Annotated in this window: 16 protein-coding genes and 5 pseudogenes; 9 read left to right on the top strand and 12 right to left on the bottom strand. The window is 58.6% G+C overall.

Features of this window, described 5'->3' with window-relative positions; translation table 11 throughout:
• Positions 1-179: 179 nt before the first annotated feature.
• From AB7008_RS09615 to AB7008_RS09600, 4 genes are all read right to left on the bottom strand, one after another.
• Positions 180-338, bottom strand: a complete 159-nt coding sequence (locus AB7008_RS09615; protein WP_441258773.1) for a hypothetical protein — start codon at positions 336-338, stop codon at positions 180-182.
• A 312-nt stretch (positions 339-650) separates the two neighbouring features.
• Complete coding sequence (locus AB7008_RS09610; protein ID WP_441258772.1) at positions 651-1,871, bottom strand: aminotransferase class I/II-fold pyridoxal phosphate-dependent enzyme; 1,221 nt, start codon at positions 1,869-1,871, stop codon at positions 651-653.
• 489 nt (positions 1,872-2,360) lie between these two features.
• The gene (locus tag AB7008_RS09605; protein ID WP_441258771.1) at positions 2,361-4,808 is read right to left on the bottom strand and encodes a CoA transferase; all 2,448 of its coding nucleotides are present in this window, start codon (positions 4,806-4,808) and stop codon (positions 2,361-2,363) included.
• Between the two features lie 104 nt (positions 4,809-4,912).
• Positions 4,913-5,101 carry a hypothetical protein gene (locus AB7008_RS09600; RefSeq protein WP_441258770.1) on the bottom strand — a complete coding sequence of 63 codons (189 nt, stop codon included), beginning with the start codon at positions 5,099-5,101 and terminating at the stop codon, positions 4,913-4,915.
• A gap of 418 nt (positions 5,102-5,519) precedes the next feature.
• On the opposite strand from AB7008_RS09600, the gene AB7008_RS09595 reads away from it, so the two are divergent.
• Genes AB7008_RS09595 through AB7008_RS09585 form a run of 3 tightly spaced genes read left to right on the top strand, consistent with a single transcriptional unit; the run spans position 5,520 to position 6,391 of the window.
• Positions 5,520-5,846 (top strand): polysaccharide deacetylase family protein, encoded by a 327-nt coding sequence (locus tag AB7008_RS09595; protein WP_441261200.1) that lies wholly within the window; start codon positions 5,520-5,522, stop codon positions 5,844-5,846.
• Positions 5,770-6,060, top strand: coding sequence for a hypothetical protein (locus AB7008_RS09590; RefSeq protein WP_441261299.1), 291 nt, complete (start codon positions 5,770-5,772; stop codon positions 6,058-6,060). The genes AB7008_RS09595 and AB7008_RS09590 overlap by 77 nt, the downstream gene beginning before the upstream one ends.
• On the top strand, positions 6,053-6,391 hold the full coding sequence (locus AB7008_RS09585; RefSeq protein ID WP_441258769.1) for a hypothetical protein: 339 nt from the start codon (positions 6,053-6,055) through the stop codon (positions 6,389-6,391). Before AB7008_RS09590 ends, AB7008_RS09585 begins: the two co-directional genes overlap by 8 nt.
• A gap of 790 nt (positions 6,392-7,181) precedes the next feature.
• Here AB7008_RS09585 and AB7008_RS09580 read toward each other — a convergent pair.
• The 3 genes from AB7008_RS09580 to AB7008_RS09570 all read right to left on the bottom strand — a co-directional run bounded on the left by AB7008_RS09580 (position 7,182) and on the right by AB7008_RS09570 (position 9,504).
• Positions 7,182-7,406, bottom strand: a complete 225-nt coding sequence (locus tag AB7008_RS09580) for a hypothetical protein (RefSeq protein WP_441258768.1) — start codon at positions 7,404-7,406, stop codon at positions 7,182-7,184.
• 796 nt (positions 7,407-8,202) lie between these two features.
• Positions 8,203-8,412: a hypothetical protein gene (locus AB7008_RS09575; RefSeq protein WP_441258767.1), complete on the bottom strand. Its 210-nt coding sequence runs from the start codon at positions 8,410-8,412 to the stop codon at positions 8,203-8,205.
• A gap of 876 nt (positions 8,413-9,288) precedes the next feature.
• Entirely contained in the window at positions 9,289-9,504 is a 216-nt protein-coding gene (locus AB7008_RS09570; protein WP_441258766.1) for a LexA family protein, read from the bottom strand.
• A 169-nt stretch (positions 9,505-9,673) separates the two neighbouring features.
• Here AB7008_RS09570 and AB7008_RS09565 point away from each other — a divergent pair.
• Both AB7008_RS09565 and AB7008_RS09560 read left to right on the top strand, forming a co-directional pair.
• A pseudogene (locus AB7008_RS09565) lies at positions 9,674-10,223 on the top strand (IS630 family transposase); the annotation flags it as partial.
• Positions 10,175-10,417 (top strand): annotated as a pseudogene (locus AB7008_RS09560) (hypothetical protein); the annotation flags it as partial. The pseudogenes AB7008_RS09565 and AB7008_RS09560, both read left to right, overlap by 49 nt.
• A gap of 3 nt (positions 10,418-10,420) precedes the next feature.
• Here the strand turns inward: AB7008_RS09560 and AB7008_RS09555 are convergent.
• Positions 10,421-10,615 (bottom strand): annotated as a pseudogene (locus AB7008_RS09555) (transposase); the annotation flags it as partial.
• 157 nt (positions 10,616-10,772) lie between these two features.
• Here AB7008_RS09555 and AB7008_RS09550 point away from each other — a divergent pair.
• Together AB7008_RS09550 and AB7008_RS09545 are read left to right on the top strand one after the other, a co-directional pair.
• A pseudogene (locus AB7008_RS09550) lies at positions 10,773-11,834 on the top strand (IS5 family transposase).
• Positions 11,834-12,166, top strand: coding sequence for a hypothetical protein (locus tag AB7008_RS09545; RefSeq protein WP_441258765.1), 333 nt, complete (start codon positions 11,834-11,836; stop codon positions 12,164-12,166). The pseudogene AB7008_RS09550 and the gene AB7008_RS09545 overlap by 1 nt, the downstream one beginning before the upstream one ends.
• 114 nt (positions 12,167-12,280) lie before the next feature.
• On the opposite strand, the gene AB7008_RS09540 is transcribed toward AB7008_RS09545, so the two are convergent.
• Entirely contained in the window at positions 12,281-12,733 is a 453-nt protein-coding gene (locus AB7008_RS09540) for a MaoC family dehydratase (protein WP_441258764.1), read from the bottom strand.
• A 550-nt stretch (positions 12,734-13,283) separates the two neighbouring features.
• Positions 13,284-14,933 (bottom strand): class I adenylate-forming enzyme family protein, encoded by a 1,650-nt coding sequence (locus AB7008_RS09535; protein ID WP_441258763.1) that lies wholly within the window; start codon positions 14,931-14,933, stop codon positions 13,284-13,286.
• Between the two features lie 983 nt (positions 14,934-15,916).
• Here AB7008_RS09535 and AB7008_RS09530 point away from each other — a divergent pair.
• Positions 15,917-16,708: pseudogene (locus AB7008_RS09530) on the top strand (ISNCY family transposase); the annotation flags it as partial.
• 117 nt (positions 16,709-16,825) lie between these two features.
• On the opposite strand, the gene AB7008_RS09525 reads toward AB7008_RS09530, so the two are convergent.
• Positions 16,826-18,301, bottom strand: coding sequence for a 3-hydroxyacyl-CoA dehydrogenase NAD-binding domain-containing protein (locus AB7008_RS09525; RefSeq protein ID WP_441258762.1), 1,476 nt, complete (start codon positions 18,299-18,301; stop codon positions 16,826-16,828).
• Between the two features lie 53 nt (positions 18,302-18,354).
• Positions 18,355-18,531, bottom strand: a complete 177-nt coding sequence (locus AB7008_RS09520; protein WP_441258761.1) for a 3-keto-5-aminohexanoate cleavage protein — start codon at positions 18,529-18,531, stop codon at positions 18,355-18,357.
• 534 nt (positions 18,532-19,065) lie between these two features.
• On the opposite strand from AB7008_RS09520, the gene AB7008_RS09515 reads away from it, so the two are divergent.
• The gene (locus AB7008_RS09515) at positions 19,066-19,386 is read left to right on the top strand and encodes a hypothetical protein (protein WP_441258760.1); all 321 of its coding nucleotides are present in this window, start codon (positions 19,066-19,068) and stop codon (positions 19,384-19,386) included.
• Positions 19,387-19,547 lie beyond the last annotated feature (161 nt).

Below are 19,547 nucleotides of genomic sequence, written 5' to 3'. Positions count from 1 at the left end.
TAGGAACCCAAAGCATTGATTGTCTACGCATCGTTCGGCATACGCAGCGGCGGCAAGCATAGCGCGCGGCTAGAATACCTCGCACGGGGCGATTACGGCGGCACGTCGCAAATCGCGAAGATCCTGCGGCACCTATCCAATCGTCAGGATCCGCGCGCAACTTTATGGACTTATATTGATTATCCGAATTGCACGAGCGGCTGCATGCTAACCTGCTCACCAGAAAGCTCGCTTCGCGGTTCGCGGTCGACAATAGGGAAGGAGACGATTGCAGCCGCAAGCTCGATCAGGTGTGTATCGGCGAGGTTTTCCGCCGCGCTCGACTTGTCCTGACCCAAGTGGTCGATATCCCGCAGTCGCCCGCACCATATTCAGCGAGATCCGCGCCCCTGGCGTGCCGCGGTTGAGCACGTCAATCAAGCTGCTAAACAGACGAGCTTTAGGGTGGCGATGCTCGAAGAATCGGGTCGGCCCCACACGACCGACTGCCGGAATGACGATCCGCGCGCTTGAAGCGAAAGCTCCTTCTTTTCTCTTAGAGTGGCATTGGCGCAGCTAGGAAACATAGGCGGGTTCCCGCATCGAGCATGGATTAGCTGCATGCAAACTGCTCCGGCTATTGACGTCTCTTCTTGCATCCGAACCACATATCACCTCATCGGGTAGGGCTTTCCCGTAACCTCGGCTGTTATTTCCAGAATGCAGTCACATAGCCGTTCTACATCGCAGAACTCCTGCTCCGCTGTAATGCACACTCGAATTGCCGCCCTCCCTTGGGCGACGGTCTGCACGTCCACTAGGGTATAGAAGCCGCAATCCAGGAGCCGTCTTGCAATGGCCGTCGCATTGACTTCAGATCCGATGACGATGGTTCGGATCGGAAGTGAATTGCCTTGTTCAGCGGTGGCGACACCACGGTCAAAGAGCTGAGTGAGTTGCGACAACCGCCGTTGGCGCTGGCCCAGCTCAGGCGAGCGGTGAATTTTGCATGACGCGAGCGCCGCACCTATCGCAGCCGCGCTTGGCGCCGCCGAAAATGAATACGGAATGGAGGACTTTCGAATCAGCGCCTCGTGATCTGCGAGTCCAACCATCAGCACTCCGCCCGAGGAACCAAACCCCTTGGCGAGTGAGCCTGCTATGACAGTTCGGTCACCGAGCGCTTGGGAAAACTGAGAACGGGCAAATCCTTCACCTTGGCGTCCGAAGAGCGATATGCCGTGAGCGTCGTCGATATACAGAAAGAGCCCATAACGTTCCTGGAGTTGGCGCAACTCCTTTATCGGAGCATAGCCTCCCCTGAAATAGACGCCATCGCACACGTAAGCGACCACCGAATGTTCACGGCACAAGCGCTCGAGAGCGTTGATGTCGTTATGCGCTATCGTTTCTAAGGCAGTTTCATTAGCCACTACCGGCTTGTGATGAGCGAGCGAGATGTGTGCAGACTGGTCGAAGGCGACGACCGGCCTCCTGCCGCCAGTGAATTGCCCTGAGGCCAGGATAGGCATCGCGCCCAAATTGGCCAGCATGCCACTCGAAAACGCGATTACGCGTGAGCCAAAAAGGTCAGAAAGACTCTCTTCTAGTTCGTCAAGGCGGGTCCGGGTGTAGGACTGGTGCAACGATCGATGCGCCTCGATCGCCTCGATCGCTCCGGCGACGATCACCGGATGATCGTGCAGGCCCAGATAGGAGCATCGGGCGAAATCAATCAGCCGCGCATGGCCGTAACGCCGGCCATTGAGGCAAGCAATAGTACGTCCGCTGCTGGCGTGTCCCTGGACAGGCACGAGACCAGCGATCTGAGCTGCATGGAGATGGCTCACGCCCAACCTGTAGCCGTTATTTTGAGCGATCTGCTGTTGCATTTTCATTCTCCACGAAAGGTGCTCAACATACCTGCGTACCTCTCCTTTATCTCGCTTGCTTGTCGGATGAGGCTTTTCAGCGTCAGCGCGCAGACGGAAGGTTCGGCAGTATCCTGCTTGCGGTTAGGTCGAGCTCCAGTCCAAATCAGCTAGATCCTTGCTCGTCCTTGCGCAGCTACCAAGTCCAGCAGGCAAAGTGTTTACAGTCTCGATGGTGCATTTCTGCCAGACGATTCGAAGGATGCCTTGTAGGACAAGTTCCACACGGCTGTGGTCACCAGACGGAGGCAGTCCGCCAATACAAAAAATTGATAGAGCCTCAGATCGCTCGCCGCGCTCAACGGAGCTGTCGCGAAGTGGAACGAGCACAAATGTCCCGAACGTCGATCAGGAGCTGACGAAGCTGAGCAGTCCTTTCCATATAAGAAACCCGAACGTCATCGGGTTTTGCATCATTCCAGTTGATGACGCTGGCGACTGGACAGAGCTTCAGTTCGAAGAAACCTTCTCTGTTGTTGCGGGATCTCGTTCGGCACGCATCGCTGTCCCAATTATATCCTCCGCCACCAATTCAGCGATTTGAGCATCGGAGAGACCCAAAAGACCAGATAGAATCTCTCCATTGTGTTGTCCCAGAGTTGGCGCCGCTGCGCGGATTGGATAGGGCTCGGAACTCTCGCGAATGGGCATTGATGGCTGCGGATGCAGCCCTATGAAAGCGCGCTCGACGTCCTGGAAAAACGAGCGAGACCGGAGGTGGCGATCATTGAGGAGGTCAATCGGGAGGCGGGCTACGCCGGCCGCCACCCCCACGCCTTGCAACTCGGACATCGCCTGATCCGCGTCCCGAGTGAGCGCCCATGCTTCGATGTCTCCGTCAATGGCTTCTTCGATTCGGCGGCGAGCTTCCACAGATTTGAGCGACGGATCCGCGGCCCAGTCTGGCCGGCCAATGGTTTGGGCAAGCCTCTGCCACATTTCGGCATTGGTCGCGGCCACCATAATCCAATTGTCCTCCCCCGCACATCGAAAGCAGCCGTGCGGCACGAAGTGTGGATGCCGGTTGCCATATCGTGTTGGCGGCGCACCGCCGGTCGAATAAACCGTAATCCATGGCGCCGCGAACGGCATCATGCATTCGATCTGGGCGAGATCGATGAACTGTCCCTGTCCAGTTTTGCGGGCGTGTATCAGGGCTACCAGCACTGCAGCACAGCCATTTAACCCACCGACGGCGTCTCCAAACGCAACGTGGCTCATCACTGGTATGTCTGTGGGATTTCCAATCACACTTGGCAAGCCCGAGCCCTGCTCCAGAGTCGAGCCATAGGCCCGGCAATCACGATTGACACTGTTCGTGCCAAAGGCTGACATTGATATCATGACGAGTCGAGGGTTAAGCGTTCTGAGAACGTCGTAGCTAAGCCCGAGCTTCGGCAGCACGTCTACCGAGTAGTTGTCCACGACAGCATCAGCGTCCGTCAAAAGCTGTTTTGCGAGATCGAGGCCTTGGGTGCGCGTGAGGTCGAGTGTGATGCCGCGCTTGTTGCGGTTCATGATACAAAATCTTCCGGATTTTTCGTACATCTGCGCATCGATATACGCATAGCTTCGATCAACGCCGCGCCACCAGTCCGGATACTGGATTGCCTCAATCTTGATTACGTCTGCTCCGAGATCCGCCAGCGTGCGCGTACACAATGGACCTGCCCAGCCCATTGAGAAGTCGATGACCCGAATTCCCTGCAAAGGCTGCCGGGCGGCATCAATGCGGATGGGTGTCACCGACGCAGCGGTGGCCTGATCTCCTCGCGTATTCTCGCTGCACTGCCGCTCGCCGACAGCAGGAACTTTTCCGCCAGGACGCGGCGGCGTCAATGTCAACCCCTGCACCGATCCGACCGTCAGGCCCTCTTCTTCGCCTAGCAGAACAGGCACAATCGCGCCGCGCATTTTCTTTTCCGTGTCCTGGAGTAGATCCGATATTTCGGGCACTGGCACGATCGGAATCCTTCCTTTTCGCCCCTCTTCGAACCACTCCTGTGCGGTCCGCGCTTTCAACCTCGGCATAAATACTTGTTCGATCTGTTCAAGGTGCTTCAGACGATCTTCGCCCATAATCAAGGCCGACTCGTCACGCAATTCTGATAGGCCGAGCATGTCGCAGAATGCCCGCCATTGTGCCGGTGTTATCAACGTGACGCCGAGCCAACCCTTTTTTGTTTCGTAAATGCCAACTGGAGAACCTGGCCAAAAGCGGTTAGTGCCAATCCGGCGCATCACGTCGCCGCGCGCAAACGCCTCTGACATGAGATACTCACTGAGAGCGAGGCTCGATTCAAAAATATTGAGCGACCACGACCTCCCTCCTCCGTCCTGCGTTTTCGCAATCACTGAGGAAGCCGCAGCAATGAAGCCCCACAGGCCAGCGAGGATGCCTGTTTGGAAATCCGGCGCGTGCATCGGTGGGCCCTCGACCGGTCCAACCAATCTGATAAGGCCAGCGAGCGCCCGGACGGTTGAATCGGTTGCGGCCATTCCTGCATAGGGCCCCTCTCGGCCGAACCAGCTCCCTTGGAGGCAAATCAACCCGGGACGGACCTTGCGGACCGCGGCCAGATCAATGAACGGGCAATCTGCGGTATCGACGTCGCGACCATCGATCAGAATGTCGCAATTCTCGATCAATGCAGTCAGTCGTATGCTCGCCTGTGAAGTGGTGGGATCGATGATGACGCTCGATTTGTTGAAGTTCAGAAATGCGAACCACGCGCTCTGGCCGCTGGGAGTTAGTGGCGGGCTCCGTCGAAGTGGATCCCCTTGCGGCGGCTCGACCTTCCGAACATCGGCACCGAAATCGGCGAACAATCGCGCACAGTAGCTGGTTGCGGCCGAGCTACCGATTTCGACCACCTGCAGATGCGACAACACTTCCATCGAGGGCTCCATTGTGATGCTCATGAAACATGATCTATCTCGCGATGCGAGACACGCGACGCTGGCTGCAAGTGATGCGACCTGGGCACTGGAACCGAACGCTCCTACGCGGCCTCTCTGCCAATCGATGATCGGTGGATGCCGAACACCGGTTCCTCTGTGCCGTCGGCATTAACGTCCGCAACTTTGTTGCTGTAACACCTTTCCGGACCGGCGCTGGCCATCATCTCCTTGCGGCAAGCAGCCAGCATGCAATCCTCCAGCTTCTTCACTCCAAATTGGCCGTCGGCCATGCCGCAGCCGAGGGCAACTCCAGCGCTCCTTTCTCTGTGCTCGCAAAGGCCAACCCGGTCGCAAACCTTGATGTCATCCCGCGTAGCGGTCGCTCCGTAATCAGAGCTTAGATTGAGAACCAATTCTTCGGGGAGAGCTCATTTCCATTTCCGCGCGCCGCCCGCACCCACTCGTGATGGTGCATTCTGGAATAGAACATTCAACTACGGATCTTGGTAGTTCCGCGCTGTGTTGCATTCGTTAGAAGTGTCAAGTGCGCTCGAAGCGCTTGCCTATCGCGAGCGCGAACGGCGTAGCGGGTTCGTCAATCAATCAACACGGTCAGGCCGAAGTTATACTTATCCATTACACCACAAAGAAGTTGACTCCGTCACGATCAGCAGCCTGCATCTGGAGATCGTACTTGCCAAATATCCCATGGCCGAAAGGCGCCAAGATCGCCGTCAATCTCACTTTCGACTTCGATGCAGAAACCTTGTGGCTCGGGCGCGACCCGACCAATCTCGATCGTCCCGGCACGCTCTCGCAGGGCACCTACGGCGCCAAGGTTGGCGTACCCAAATCCTCGAGCTGCTTACCGACGAAGGGGTGCCGGCCACTTTCTTTGTACCCGGCTGGGTCGTCGACAACAGAACCCATATCGTCGAGAAGATCGTAAAAGCCGATCATGAAATCGGCCACCACGGCTATTTACACAAGCCGATCGATCCGAACCATCTGGAGATGGAAACTCGAGGAGCTTGAAACGAGCATCGAGTCAATCAAGCGCGTAATCGGCCTGGCTCCGGTAGGCTACCGTGCCCCATCAGGAGAAATGAGCGCGAAGCTAATCCGCCTTCTGACTGAACGAGGATTCATCTATGATAGTACCATGCTGGACGACATCGAATCCAACCGCCACATCCTAGAGGATGGAAGCCCTGCCGTCGTTGTTGCCGTGGCACTGGAGCATGGATGACGCTCAGTATCTTTTGACCAGCATCAAGTCCCACCGGCCGTTGGCTACTAACGATCACGTGCTCTCGATCTGGAAGGCGGAGTTCGACGAGGCCTATCTGTCCGGCGGCTACTTCAATCTCATCATGCACCCGCAAGTGACCGGCCGCCCGTCTCGCGTCCGCATGTTGCGCGAATTCATCGCCTACATCAGAAAGCACGACAAGGTTTGGTTCGCACGAAGCCGTGATGTGGCGACTGCTTGGCTTACGGTTGCTAACACATCGAGCGTCGGACCGGTCGTCTCGCCCTTCCTGCGACAAAGCGAGAACGGGACTATCTCGCAGCGGTAAGCAGCGCAAAAGAAAGAATCGTCGCGCCTTCGCCACTTGTTGTTACTGTCCCAGTTTGCTCTTCCAAAGAATCTCGATGTTCACCTGACGTTCGTGCTTTCGCCGCATGCCCTCGCGCGAACACGTTTCTGTGCCTATAACCTAGGCAATCTGCTTGAATCCGGTTTGTGCTTGGCGATCGCGCATACACTACGCAACCGGATCTTGATCGAGCTGAGCTTACCTTGCATGTGCTTATTGGTCGCCTTGCGCCCGAGGACGAATACCCCACCCGTGTGATCGCGTGCGGAGACGGCTACCGTCTAGTAAAGTCGAAGTCTCGACGTTTCTTCGCCGCGTGGAGCGTGGTCGAACAGTCTGGTCGTAGCGCCAGTTCGAGCGAATGCATTCGTTCGTGCAGACCTGCAGGTCCTACTTCATGCTGTCGTGCGCCGTGTGTGTCCACTGGCAACTCACTACCGAACGTGACCGCAGCCACCCAACTGCGTTTTCGTCAAACCCTTAAGATACGCGACAAGCCGAGGAGCATCGCGCCACCTGACAGAGAAGCGGTCGCTTGCTCCAAAAGTGGCGTTATGCAGCCCGATTCTCCTAAATCCCTTCATGTCAGACATGCGATTGCCGGTTATCCTGTTGCCTGTGCTGTGGACGCCATCGTCATCCGGCAAAGGTCTGTGATGTCATGAATGGGCGGGTGGCCGCCGCAACAATCGGAAGGCCGTGCATTCGAACAGGATTGCCGCGATCTCTGGATGCGCGACTGGGAGTCGAGTGATGCGGGCAGCGACATCTATTTCGATTGCGGCAACATTGGTGGGCGGACGGCCGCTTCATCATACCAGAAGGTACCACCTTCGATGCGCCCTACCACGACCCTCGCTCGTTCAGCGGGATCGTCGAATCCGAACAGATCTTCGCCGAAATACGTCGAGCCGTATGTCAGGACGGCGATCTTGGCTTTGGGCGGAAGTTGACGGATTAAGAGTGGCAATAGGAGTAAGCTGCACATGGCCATGGGTACTTCCACCGACGCTGATATAGCTCGCTGATGTCGAATGGAGAAGCCACACGTCAATGCGACGCATCAAGCCCTGTTTGGCCTCGGAGATTCCAGATTGGTAGAAGATCGCTTCAAGGCTGAAGAAATTGGGGGATCAGACTTGATTCGACTCATGTTGAGCGACGCCCAATGAGAGCGGATCTCACCGCAGTTGTCCGCAAAGCCGGTGATTCCGGGAGCAGCGGACGTGACAGTCGGCTTTTAATCGAAGCAGCTCTTTGGATTGTGCGCACGAACTCGCCGTGGCGGACTCTGTCGGAAGGTTCGGCAACTGGTTCACCGAGTATACGCGCTTTTGGCGCTGGGCGCAGAAAGGAGTCTAGGAGCGCGTTTTTCAAGGTTCCCTATGACGATCCTGATTTTGAATCGACACGACAGTACCCTTGTCCGGGGCTCACCAGCATGGCACCGGCGCAAGAGGGGGACTCAAATCAGGCAATAGATAGCTCGCGTGGAGGTGACCAGCAAAATCCCTTGGCAATCTCGTTCGCTTCGTCCGCTTGCCCGGCCAGCGTCACGGCAGCATCGGCGTCGAGATACTCTTGCTCAGGCTTTCCAAGAACGTTCGAGACAGAGGACAGTGATAGTGTTTATGCACGCCCGCCAGTTCGAAGAATATGCTTTCGACGGCCCGTATAGGACGGTCGCTTCATGTGAGGTGCGGAGCCGAAGCATCCACACCGGCGCCGATAAGCGGAACCGCGGGAGGATAATCGCCCCAGACTCCGTCTATACCGCGAATTGCGGTCTGTTAGATCTCGGCAACGATATCGGACTGCTTGGCGCTCGGGCGAATAACTTCTGCGACCCGCTTGTGCATTGCTGTCACAATCTTGCCCGCGTCTCGCATATACTCGATCTCACGTGGCGACTTAACAATCCTCTGCCATTTCACGAGGCGCGTCGCGTCCTTGAACTTCGGCCCCGTTGCTTCAAGCGCCTCGAATCCGACAAGCGTCAAGTAGTAGCTGCCTTTTCGATGCCGATTGTTGCTGACCCCCGTCCCTGTCCGGCGATGATCTCTGCCAGAACTGTCATGGGATGATACTGTTCAGATTGGACATAATGATCCGCAAAGGACCTTCAACTTTCAACCATGTACACTGTTCTTCGAGCACCGTTCGCGTCCATCCCTCGGCCGAACCAGATCGGAGAGCCATCCATCTGTACGATCACGCACTAATGCTTGGTGAACGACCATCCGTCATAACCGGTGAGCCAAGCCATATTCTTGGATCGGTAGCGATTAGCAGTTGCCTGCTTTCTGCATCGTCTTCCGGGTTCCATTGAGTCGCGTTTCGTATTCCGAAAGCGCAAATCGCAGTTCTGGGGTCGCCACCTGGTTCTTTCCGATTTTCAGATGCGTAGTCAGTATGACGAGTTGACTATGGATCTTGCAATGAACGTTCCAGACGCGAGTAATTCCGCTCGTTTTGACTTCCTACGAACAGAATGCAGCATCTTGGCTATCCTAACGGATCCCGATATCGTGGCTTGTTCGCAGCACCACGATTGCCAAATAACCGCGGTGACCGTCACGTGAGTCTAGAATTCGGAACTTACGCTGGCAATCTTCAGCGTCGGCCCGACGCAATGACGACTGGTTATCCTATATGGACCAGAACCCAGCCGCTTGCCTGCGTAGCCAGAATGCAACGAAGAAGCTGCTGGACTGCCTGGACAGGCCCGTCAGGTTCCCTTAACCAGTCCCGCGGTTCTCGCCCGCGTGTCGGGCGCGCGGGAGGCGGCAAGTAAATGCAAAGCACAACTTCAAGCCGTACGCCCGAGTGTCGGATGCCGCTATTTCAGCGACTGTATCCATGAGGCCAACCACCAACTAGTACCTCGACACAGAGGTTTTGACGGGTTGGATTTGAGCTTGCAAGATGGGCAGGTCCTCTGGAGGAATGAGCACCTCGATGCTGCGCGGCACGCCCGCTTGGCGGCGGATGAAGCCTGCGCGTTCGAGGGTCAGGGACATTTGGTGAACCGAAGGCGGGGTCACCCCGAAGTGGCGTTGCATCTCCCATTCGGCGGGCGGGCGGCAATGCACGCGCGTATAGGCGTCGATGAAGGCCAGATACTGGCCTTGCTTGGGCGTAAAGGTTTTGCGGATCGACTCACGTCGGCCATCCGATTCAGCTGTTCATCCGTGCCTCGATTAAGGAGGCACGGAGAATGTACGCTATCGGGTCGAACTCAGCCAAACTGAGCGCGAGGAACTGACGGCGCTTCTGGACGGCAGCAAGCATGCGGCGCGTAAGCTCAAGCGCGCGCAGATTCTTCTGGCGGCCGATGCCGGCGCCACCGACGAGGCGATTGCCAGAAGCGTCGGCGTGGGCGGATCCACCGTGTACCGGACCAAAACGCCGCTTCGTGCTCGGCAACTTGGAAGCCGCGCTCAGCGAAGAGCAGCCGCGTCCGGGGGCGAGCCGCAGACCGTCCGGCAAAGAGGAAGCCCTGCTGGTCGCAACCGCCTGCTCGAGCCCGCCCGCAGGGCGCGCGCATTGGACGCTGGAGCTGTTGGCGGGTGAACTGGTCCGGCTCACCGAGCACGCCAGCCTCTCTCGGGAAACCGTGTGTCGGCGCCTGGCTGAAAACGACTTGAAGCCCTGGCGCAAGAACATGTGGTGCATTCCGCAGGTCGACGCGGATTACGTCGCCCGGATGGAGGACGTGCTCGATCTCTGTGCCGAGGCGCCCGATCCAAAGCGGCCGGTGGTCTGCTTCGACGAGAGTCTGACCCAACTCATCAGCGAGGTGCGCCTGCCGGGATCGACGTGTCATTGGACACTGTCGAGCGTGGGCGTTGTGGATGCCCAGGGTAAGATGGAGGCGAAGGTCGCAAGCGAATCCGACGCCTTGGTTGAGTTTTTGCGACGCTCGGCTTTGCAGTGAAGCGGATCGGGCTGGAGGCTGGGCCGCTGTCGCAATGGCTGCATGCGGGGCTGAGAAAAGCAGGATTTGCCTGTGGCAAGGCGCTCCGCCATCGGCTGAACGCTCTTGCGATCGCCAGGACCGATCAATCCTGCAACGTACAGAGGACACATCCGCTGCCGAGTCTTATAACCCAACCGGTCCAAGAACGGCATCAGCCAGCGTTCGAGCTCGTCTTTCCATCCCGCCATGGTCAGCCCTCCAAGAGCCGACCACCCATGAATCATTGAAAAGTTGATTCGGGAATCCTATAAGGCAGGGCAAAATTAGTATTTTGCAAAGTAGTGCTAGCCTCTTTCGATCTAGCAGGCTGTTGAAAAAGGATGCTCGCCGCCGGCCGGCGACCGTGATTCACTAGCTCCGAGGGGATTCGGGAGATGGTGCGTGCGCGGCGGCGACAATCGAACGGGCGAGCTGTTCAGCTACGTTGACCTGGAGGCTCGCGTGCGGCGGGATCATCCGCTGCGAGCGATCCGGACGATCGTAAACGAGGCGCCGGCGGCGCTGGAGCGCGAGTTTGCCGCGGTCTAATCGCCGATTGGGCGGCCGTCGATCCCGCCGGAGAAGCTGCTGCGGGCGATGCTGTTGCAGGCGTTTTATTCGATCCGCTTGGAGCGGCTTCTGATGGAGCGGCTGGAATACGATCTGCTGTTCCGGTGGTTCGTCGGAATCGGCGTCGACGACGCAGCCTGGGACCATTCGGTGTTCTCGAAGAACCGCGACCGGCTGCTGGAGGGCGATATCGCGGCCAAGTTCCTTGCGGCGGTGCTGGAGCGGCCCAAGGTGAAGAGGCTTCTGTCGAGCGATCACTTCTCGGTCGATGGGACGCTGATCGAGGCCTGGGCCTCAATGAAGAGCGTCAAACCCAAGGACGGCTCGGGCGAGCCGCGGCGCAAGGCGGCGGGCGCAATGCTGAGGCGGATTTCCACGGCCAGAAACGCTCGAACGACACCCATGCTTCGACGACTGATCCCGATGCCAGGCTCTACCGCAAAGGTAAAGGCAAGGAGACGAAGCTGTGCTTCATCGGGCATGGGCTGCGCCTGCCTGACGCAGGCCGACGGGCATGCCGAGCGGGTGGCCGCGCTGCACATGATCGAGCCTCGTGCCGACCGGCCGACAGCAATCACGCTTGGCGCCGACAAAGCCTACGACGCAGAGGACTTCGTCAACGAGCTGCGCTCGATGAACGTGACGCCGCATGTTGCGCAGAACACCAGCGGCCGCAGCTCTTCGATCGACGGGAGAACGACCCGGCACAGCGGCTATGCCGTCAGCCAGCGCATCCACAAGCGCATCGAGGAGGCGTTCGGCTGGATCAAGAGGGTCGCCGGTCAAGAGAAGACCAGCTTCCGTGGCCGTGATCGCGTCGCATGGGCCTTCACCTTCGCTGCCAGCGCCTACAATCTGGTGCGGCTGCCCAAGTTGATCGCGGAGACCGGCTGATGGGCAAGGTGCCCGGCTTCGCCAAGGCCTTTGTCGGACGTCGGCGCATCGTCGAGATGGACGTCTGGGACAGCGACTTCCTCGATCTTGTCGAAGAGGCGCATCTCACCTTCCAGGGAAAGTCCGACGGCGAAATCGCCTTTGGGGCTCTTAAGGGCTTCTTGGACGTGCGCTACGGCACCCGCCACGGTTCGCCCTGCGCGGAGTTCTCATGGGAAGGGCACGATGAGAATGATCCGTCCTGCGGTCGCGGATGGGCTATGATCAGGCTCGTCGGCCACTTCTACATCCACAACGGCGACGATTCCGCCTTCGTTTGCGAACGCGGCTGAGCTTTTCAACAGCCCGCTAGACGGAGAGAGCTAGAGCAAGAGTGTGTCGGCCCTCCTCCGGAGACCTTTTCGAATTTGCGCGAGCTGTCGCCCGGAACGAACAGCATTGGACAATCAGGCCAGCCTCTTGTGCATCAACGCGGCTCGGCGGCATGTTGCCACGATCTGGTCGAGCTGATTGAGCGCCTGGTGTTCGAATTCCACGACACCTGCCTTCAGGCGCGATTTCGATTCCCGCTTCGAAAGAACGCTCGTGGTAGCCCGCAGCGTATCCCCGTGAAAGACTGGCTTGGGGAAAGTGACATCGGTCATACCGAGATTGGCAACCGTGGTCCCGAGCGTCGTATCATAGACGGTCATCCCAATCATGATTCCAAGCGTATAGAGGCTGTTGAAAAGCCGCTGCCCGAATTCTGTCGAGGCTGCGAAATGAGCGTCGATGTGTAGCGGCTGCGGGTTCAACGTCAAAAGGCTGAACAATGTATTGTCCATCTCGGTGACGGTCCGGCTGAGGGCGTGCCTGAACTCCTGCCCGACCTTGAATTCTTCGTAATACAGTCCGCCCATAGGCGCTCCTTGGGTTTCGCCGTCATGCCGCCATTGAGGAAGAACGAGGGCAGGTGGACGGGTTTAGCTGTTTGATCTCCTTGCCGAAGCAGGTTCCGCGACGTCGCACCCGCACACGCCGAGATTGGCTCCGCTTCGCACCCTGCGATTGCTCACGGCCCTCGTCGAGATCAGCGCCTTGTGCCGGGCGGCGCGCTCGGCAAAGCGACTGCTCCAGAAATTGGATGGCGGAGGGCAAAAGCCGTGCAACGTCTTGTAGTTGCATATGGGCAACGATAGCTGCCTCTGAGCAAGAAAGCGCGCTCAGACGCGACGCTCGGGCCTGTCTCAAGATTAGCCAGGGCATTGCAGCTGCATCTCTCTGCGCCTTCCATCGGCCACCATGAATCCGAGCCTGATGATTGGTCATGCGCTCGCCCGCAGTGGTGCAATGGCAATTCTGGAGCGGTACGTCCGACCCGGTCAAGGCAGCCGCTACCGTTCATTCGAACAATATAACCTTACCCTGCTTCGCGCGCTAGCAAGTGCGGCAGCGACTCTAGTCAGATATTCAGCGCCAGCGCTTGTCCTCAGTATCGTAGGCGCCGGCAAGCGGGTCGCTCACGGCCATCAGCTCACGTTTGAGCACTTTATTGCTGGTGTTCGTTCTAGGAAGCAGCGGAGTAAAGGCGATGTACCGCGGCACTTTGAACACGGCAAGATTAGCACGAGCATGTTCGAAAATGCGCTTCACGAGCATATCGTCTGGTGTGAGACCCTCTCTCAGTTCCACGTAGATCTTGACCTCCTCTCCCCGCATAGCATCTCGAACGGGTACGGCGGCCACATCTGCAATCTCAGCAATCTCGCGGATGATGGCCTCCACCTCGCGTGCAGCGATGTTCTCGCCTGAGCGGTGGATCATGTCCTTCGTGCGCCCTACTAGCCAATGAAAGCCTAAGTCGTCGCGCCGCAGCAGATCCCCCGTCTTGAACCATTCGCCTTCGAACGAGGCGACATTCGGCCTATTCCAATAGCCTTGGAGGATTCCACGACCACTCACCCATAGTTCGCCGATTTCGCCGACTGGGGTGGGCGTGCCATCGTCATTCATTAGTCGCAGCTTCCGAAACGGGGCACGAATCCCCACCGATCCGGATTCCTCCATCTCATCAAGGCCGCTCGGCATTTGTGTGCCAAACCCGATTTCTGTCATCCCATAAGCATCATGGGTACGCACTCGAAACCGCTTCCGGATGTTGCGTTGCGTATCAGGACCGCAGCCCCACGTCAGGCTATGCCTCAGGGATGTCGCCCCGTCTTCGTCGGCAAGTTCGGCCTGGCGCGCTACCAGCTGCGGAAACACGCACCACTCGATGCGGTGCTGCTTGACCCAACCGATGAAGCGCGTTGAGCTGATTGACGGAGCCAAGTAGAGCGTGCCGCCCTGCCTATACGACTTCACAAGATCTCCTTGCGGGTCGGCATAGAAGAAATGTTGCGCGGACAGATACCTCTGGAACGGCTGCCCGTCCCCGCAAGCCGCCTGGTACGACCTCACGCCCCAGTAGTCGTGCGTCAACAAGCAGCCCTTCGGAAAGCCTGTTGTCCCCGAGGTATATTGAATGTTCAACAGGTCGTCCGGTCGGATATCCTCCTCCACCAGAGAATCGTCGAGCCCTTTGAGCAATTCATCGAGGGCCGTGGCTGCCCCGTCGGAAGACTCTCCAACGATAATTACTCGATCCTTGCCAAGGTCTTTCGGCCAAGGGTCCATTGCCGAGAACACTGTCCTTGCGGACTCGTCAACGACAGCGAACTTGGCCTGAGTATCGCTGAGAACGTATTCGATTTCTCTCGCCGTGTAGCGCATGTTGATGGGGACCATCACCGCGCCGAGCTTGGCGATCGCGAACCACAACATCGGGAAAGCAATGCGATTGGGTAGCATCACCCCGATTCGATCGCGCTTGCGTACGCCGAATGTGCGCAGCGCAACCGCATATTTGTTAGACAATTGGTCCATCTCGGAGTAGGTAGCGCGCTCACCGCGCTCGAAGACATCGATGGCGGTCGTTGAGCCGTGCGTCCTCGCTCGCATTGAAACCAGTTGTCCGATCGTGATCGTCTCATATGCAGATTCCAGTGCCTCGATTTTTCTCAATGCACTTGCCACCCGCTCTTTCAGCTGACTTTGTGTCGATTTCGTAGGGATCATCATTGGAAACCTTGGGGTTCAGAGGACAAGACAGACCTGGCAATGATCCTTCCGGATTTGACAGCTTACTGAAGTTGCCGATCACCAGAGCGAGCGGCCGGCATCGCCGATTTCCCACAACTCGGCCGCCTGTCCAGCGTGAGTGAGACGGGGTCGCGACCGTTGATCAGGCGCGGCCGTCGTCGAACTTGGCAAGCGCAACTGCTTGCTCACATCGATGTCGAATGGTGCTAACGTAGGACCATGCGTGCGCATACGTTGTGACTCGATGCTGCCCGTGTGATCGAGACATTCTGCCAGTCCTTTTGGCAGCGGCGTTCGTCGTGTGGTGGAAGGAAGCGTGAGACGTACAACATATTAATTATGCTTTCCATTGCTGCACCTTGTCCTATCGTGATGAGCTGCGTCTTGGTCTACGCGGCGTAGTACATTAAGAAGGATCGAGACACTACCTTCTCCAGTGGGGTTGCCGTGTATCAGTATCAGCATTGAAGGCCCGCAGAGCAATTACAGCGGTAGAGGGGTCTGGGACTTTATCGGGCACCCATCCTTCACCAACGGCTAAGAACAGAAAGGCCCCTCAATCACGACCGAGGAAATCGAGAAGGTTCCTGCGACGATCACCATCACTTTCTCCTGCGTAACACGTCGTGTGTGGAGCGACGATGGATCTCCGCAGCGCATCAGCGACAAAGGGCCAGCAGCACTTTCCAGATACGAAGCATGGCTGAATCGGTGAACACAGAATGTCGGAAGAAAAGAACGTCATCTCGCCAACCTGCTGGTCAAGACGTAGTCGGCACCGCATTAAAGCCGCCATTGAGATCGGAGTCTCGAACGCAATCAGCTGCCGATCAGGGGGGGGGGAATTTGCTGCGGGGCAACCGGGATGGAAGCGCGCATTGCATTGTCAGAAATGCTCCTAAATACTGCGCTGTTGCCTCGCGCAGATTGCGCCCCAATGGCAAGTGAGCACAGGGGCAACGATGAGGCGATTGAGCACGGCGACGCGCAAGGCACTGAAGTCTGCCTTGGCGCGGCGGATACCGAGCCGCGTCAAAAGGGGCGCATTCTCAACGAGTTCGTCGCGATACCTGGCTTCCATCGGCCGGACAGCGGGTCGCCGCAATCGTCCGCGGAACTACCAAGATGCGGAGAGAAACGCGCTGATATTGCTTTGGGAGGCCGCAGACCGGGTCTGCGGCAAGCGTCTCAAGCCCCTGCTTCCGACCTTGATTTAATCGATGGGGCGGCACGGCCATATCGACCTGGCGCGGGGACGCTTCGATACATTCGTGAGCAAAGCGGCCGGTGCCGTCGCTTTGTAGCAAGTGCTCTGCGACGCAGCATCCCTGTTCGTACTTCAGCAGATTGGGGAGATCCGGCGCCCGATTTCGACGAAGCCGATCTTGTTGCCCACGCCCTTCTGCGTCGGCAGTTTCGTCCATACGCTTGTTCTCCCCGATATCGCGACCGGCTGGACGGAATGCGCGCCACCTCTGGTGCGTGAACAGAAGCTATCGCGCACGGTTCGTGCGCAGCTACCGTTTGCGCTCCGGGGTTGGATGCCGACAACGACTCTGTGTTCATGAATGAGGCCTTGAAGGTGTATTGCGAACAGGCCTTTGTCGAGCAGAAGAACGGCGCGGTGGTCCGACGATGGCTACCGTCGACGAGGGCTCGAAGCAGCTGCTTTGCTGGCTCAGCTTTACGGTTCGGTTCGCTTGTTCGTGAACTTTTTCCAGCCGTCGTTCAAGTTGATACGAAAGGAGCGCGACATCTCGCAATGCCCACTGATTGTGCGGGCCGGCCTCATAGATGAGAACGAAGTCTATCCGGAACATCGCTACATGCGCCAATGCGGCTCCCCATCCAGATTGCGCGCTAGACTTAGTCTAAGATTTCGCGGCTCGGCGGAGCTGGATGTTTGCGTTGGCAGGCTCCGGACGGGGCAACCGTGCATGTAGTCGCGTCAACTCCAGCAGGCGTTCGCGGACGTGGCCATTCACCGGTCCGCGGCGTTTGCTCACGGCGTCCACGTGAATCAGCATCTGCTCGCCCGTGGCGGCCCGCGCCTCATCACCTTCCCGCGTAAGCACGTGGAAAAGATGAAGGCATTTGTCGTCGGCGGCGAGGATCTGCGTGAGCACTTGAATGCGGTCCCCAGCGTACAATTCCCGGAGGTACGATAAATGCGTCTCGACCGTTTCGTAAGTACCATGACTTGAGCGGTATTCGCCGTCGACGCCGATCGAACGGAGCAGCGAGTCGGTGGCGTTGCCGAAGAGCTCGAGATAGCGACTCTCGTTGACCCGGCCGTAGTGGCCGATCCAGTCAGACGTTATGTCTCGCGTTGGCATCCGCAGTGGGCCGGAACCGTTGCTAATGTTGGGAGCGCGAGTTTGGAGCCCTTGTTCCCAGCGCGCAAGCGTCTCGCCGGGCCCGTAGTTTTGCGAACGCAACGCCTGCAGCAGGGCCACGAGCAGATCGTCGCGTTTCTGGTCGGCGGGGACGTCCAGGGGATCGGCCTTCACCAGCGCGTCTGCCTGCTCAGCGGCCTTGTCTAGAAACGCGCCGTTAATGTCGGGTTTGTCGGTCAGCCTCGACCACGGCCACTTGAACGCCCATTGCTCAATGGTCTGGCGCATGCCCTCCCCGCCATCCGCCGCGCGATACGAGCCGATAGCCGCGCGGCGCAGCGCCCAGGAGTAGCGCACCGCGTCATCGATTTCCTGCAGCGTGGCCGCATCGTCGTGCACCAGCCACAGCGACTCGCGATTCAATGCCTCCCCCAACCGGTTCGCGAGGAACCCGTCTACCTCTTTGCGGACCACGAGCGGGTGCATCCCAATCGCCCGGTAAATCGCCGCCGCCCGCTCAAGCGCCTCGGGCGCTGTGCGCTCTCCGGCGCACAGTTCGACCAGCGGCAGCAGGTACACAGGTTGGAAGGGGTGCGCAACCAGAAAGCTCTCGGGGTGGTCCATCTCCGCCTGCAGCAACGACGGGCGAATCCCCGAGGTCGAGGAACAGATCAGGGTACCAGGCGCTGCCGCGCGGCTGGCGGCCGCGAGCAGCTGCTGCTTGAGCTCCAGGCGCTCCGGTGCGGATTCCTGCACGAGGTCTACGCCGCGCACGGCGTCCGCGACCGACTCGACTACCGTTAGTGCCCCCTCGGCCGGCAGCGGGATCAGCGTTAGCCGCCGATATGCTTGCCGTGCGTTGGCCAGCGTTCCCCGCACGCGCTCGACCGCACCACGCGACGGGCCATACAGCCGCACGTCGATTCCGTTGAGAATGAAGCGTGCCGCCCACCCGCCGCCGATGACACCGCCCCCGAGGAGCCCGACTGCGCGCGGCAGCCTCTCAGGCATTACCGTTGAACTCTCAGACATAAGCCTCCTCAGACATAAGCCTCAGCGTTGATCTATTTGACATGAACTTTGAGCTTGAGCCTCTCGCGCCTCTTGTCTGAGGCAGCACCCCACCCGATCCTCTCGAGATTCTCTATCGCCCGCTGCACGAATTCGGCGTTCGTTGCCAGCAGCCCGCGGGAGAGGTACAGGTTGTTCTCCAACCCGACCCGCGCGTTCGCGCCGACCATTGGCGCCAACGCCGCTACGGAAGGTGCATCAGCTGGACCGAGAAGGTGGAATAGCGGCGCGGGGCGGGAGCTGGTGCACCAGCGCCGTTAGCGTCATGAGCGGGTCTCATCGGGAACTCCTGGCGACATGCCGCTGCGAACGCCTTGGCTGCGGCCGTCCTGATCCAGCAATCGGCGTGCCACTCGCGGAATTCCCTGCGCGGCTTGCCTGACCAGAGAAAACACCTAATTAGCAGCCTGCTCTTGAAATGACGCTGCCGGTCGTCCTATTTCCGACATCGCCGTAGTCAACTGGACGAGGCTGGCACGACAAAGTAACAGCCGCGACGCGTGCGCCTTGGCGACGACCGACGCGAAATCGAGCGTGCGGGAATGGGAATCTAGCATTTCACGGCCAGGCTCTGGGATCGTACGTGGCAAAATGGAAATCGATGATCTCAGGCCATTCCGATAGCGTCGTCGGCTGTGTGCCTGTTTCGGCCCCACGCGGGCAAAGTCAGCACCGCCGCACCGGCGAAAGTCGAGGCTGAGATCTTGGGCGAGCAGTGCGGGCTGTTCGGTTTCGATGAAGATGCGCTGCAGAAAATTGACTTGGCAACTCTCGACGTTCGCACGACGCAGGACGTGTGCGTAGAAGCCGGGCTGCACAATCTCGCGGTATTTTTCGGCGATGCGTGGCAGGCTCTCGGCTGTCAGTTCGTATTCACCATAAAGGCCGCGGACGCAGCGAGAACCAGGTTGCCGAACAGTTCGGCACCGCAAGACGTCTGTGTGTGCGAGGCATTCTTACAGCTTCAGGATGGGACTGCTGACCGTGCTGCCGCAACGCGGCGGCGTCGTTTTTCGTCCGACTAAATCGCAGGCCCGCCGATCTGTGCGAGACCGGCCTCGCACTCGAAACTGCGACGTTCCGCCTGGCTGGCGGCGCAACCGAGACGGGTTGATTGAGCGAACGCGGCGTGGCCCATCATGAGCCGCGGCCGATCTTCGTCAGGGCGCACAACGAGCGCCTGATT

Source organism: Bradyrhizobium sp. 521_C7_N1_3 (assembly GCF_052075975.1).
Classification (GTDB): Bacteria; Pseudomonadota; Alphaproteobacteria; order Rhizobiales; family Xanthobacteraceae; genus Bradyrhizobium; species Bradyrhizobium japonicum.
The sequence above is the reverse complement of the archived record's forward strand: the minus strand, read 5'-3'. Positions and strand labels throughout refer to the sequence as shown.

Coding starts and splice junctions, on each gene's coding strand:
- AB7008_RS09610 (WP_441258772.1), bottom strand. CDS start 1,871: ATGCAACAGCAGATCGCTCAAAATAACGGCTACAGGTTGGGCGTGAGC.
- AB7008_RS09605 (WP_441258771.1), bottom strand. CDS start 4,808: ATGGAAGTGTTGTCGCATCTGCAGGTGGTCGAAATCGGTAGCTCGGCC.
- AB7008_RS09600 (WP_441258770.1), bottom strand. CDS start 5,101: ATGGCCGACGGCCAATTTGGAGTGAAGAAGCTGGAGGATTGCATGCTG.
- AB7008_RS09595 (WP_441261200.1), top strand. CDS start 5,520: ATGGCCGAAAGGCGCCAAGATCGCCGTCAATCTCACTTTCGACTTCGA.
- AB7008_RS09590 (WP_441261299.1), top strand. CDS start 5,770: ATGAAATCGGCCACCACGGCTATTTACACAAGCCGATCGATCCGAACC.
- AB7008_RS09585 (WP_441258769.1), top strand. CDS start 6,053: ATGGATGACGCTCAGTATCTTTTGACCAGCATCAAGTCCCACCGGCCG.
- AB7008_RS09580 (WP_441258768.1), bottom strand. CDS start 7,406: ATGGCCATGTGCAGCTTACTCCTATTGCCACTCTTAATCCGTCAACTT.
- AB7008_RS09545 (WP_441258765.1), top strand. CDS start 11,834: ATGGGCAAGGTGCCCGGCTTCGCCAAGGCCTTTGTCGGACGTCGGCGC.
- AB7008_RS09540 (WP_441258764.1), bottom strand. CDS start 12,733: ATGGGCGGACTGTATTACGAAGAATTCAAGGTCGGGCAGGAGTTCAGG.
- AB7008_RS09535 (WP_441258763.1), bottom strand. CDS start 14,933: ATGATGATCCCTACGAAATCGACACAAAGTCAGCTGAAAGAGCGGGTG.
- AB7008_RS09525 (WP_441258762.1), bottom strand. CDS start 18,301: ATGCCTGAGAGGCTGCCGCGCGCAGTCGGGCTCCTCGGGGGCGGTGTC.
- AB7008_RS09520 (WP_441258761.1), bottom strand. CDS start 18,531: ATGGTCGGCGCGAACGCGCGGGTCGGGTTGGAGAACAACCTGTACCTC.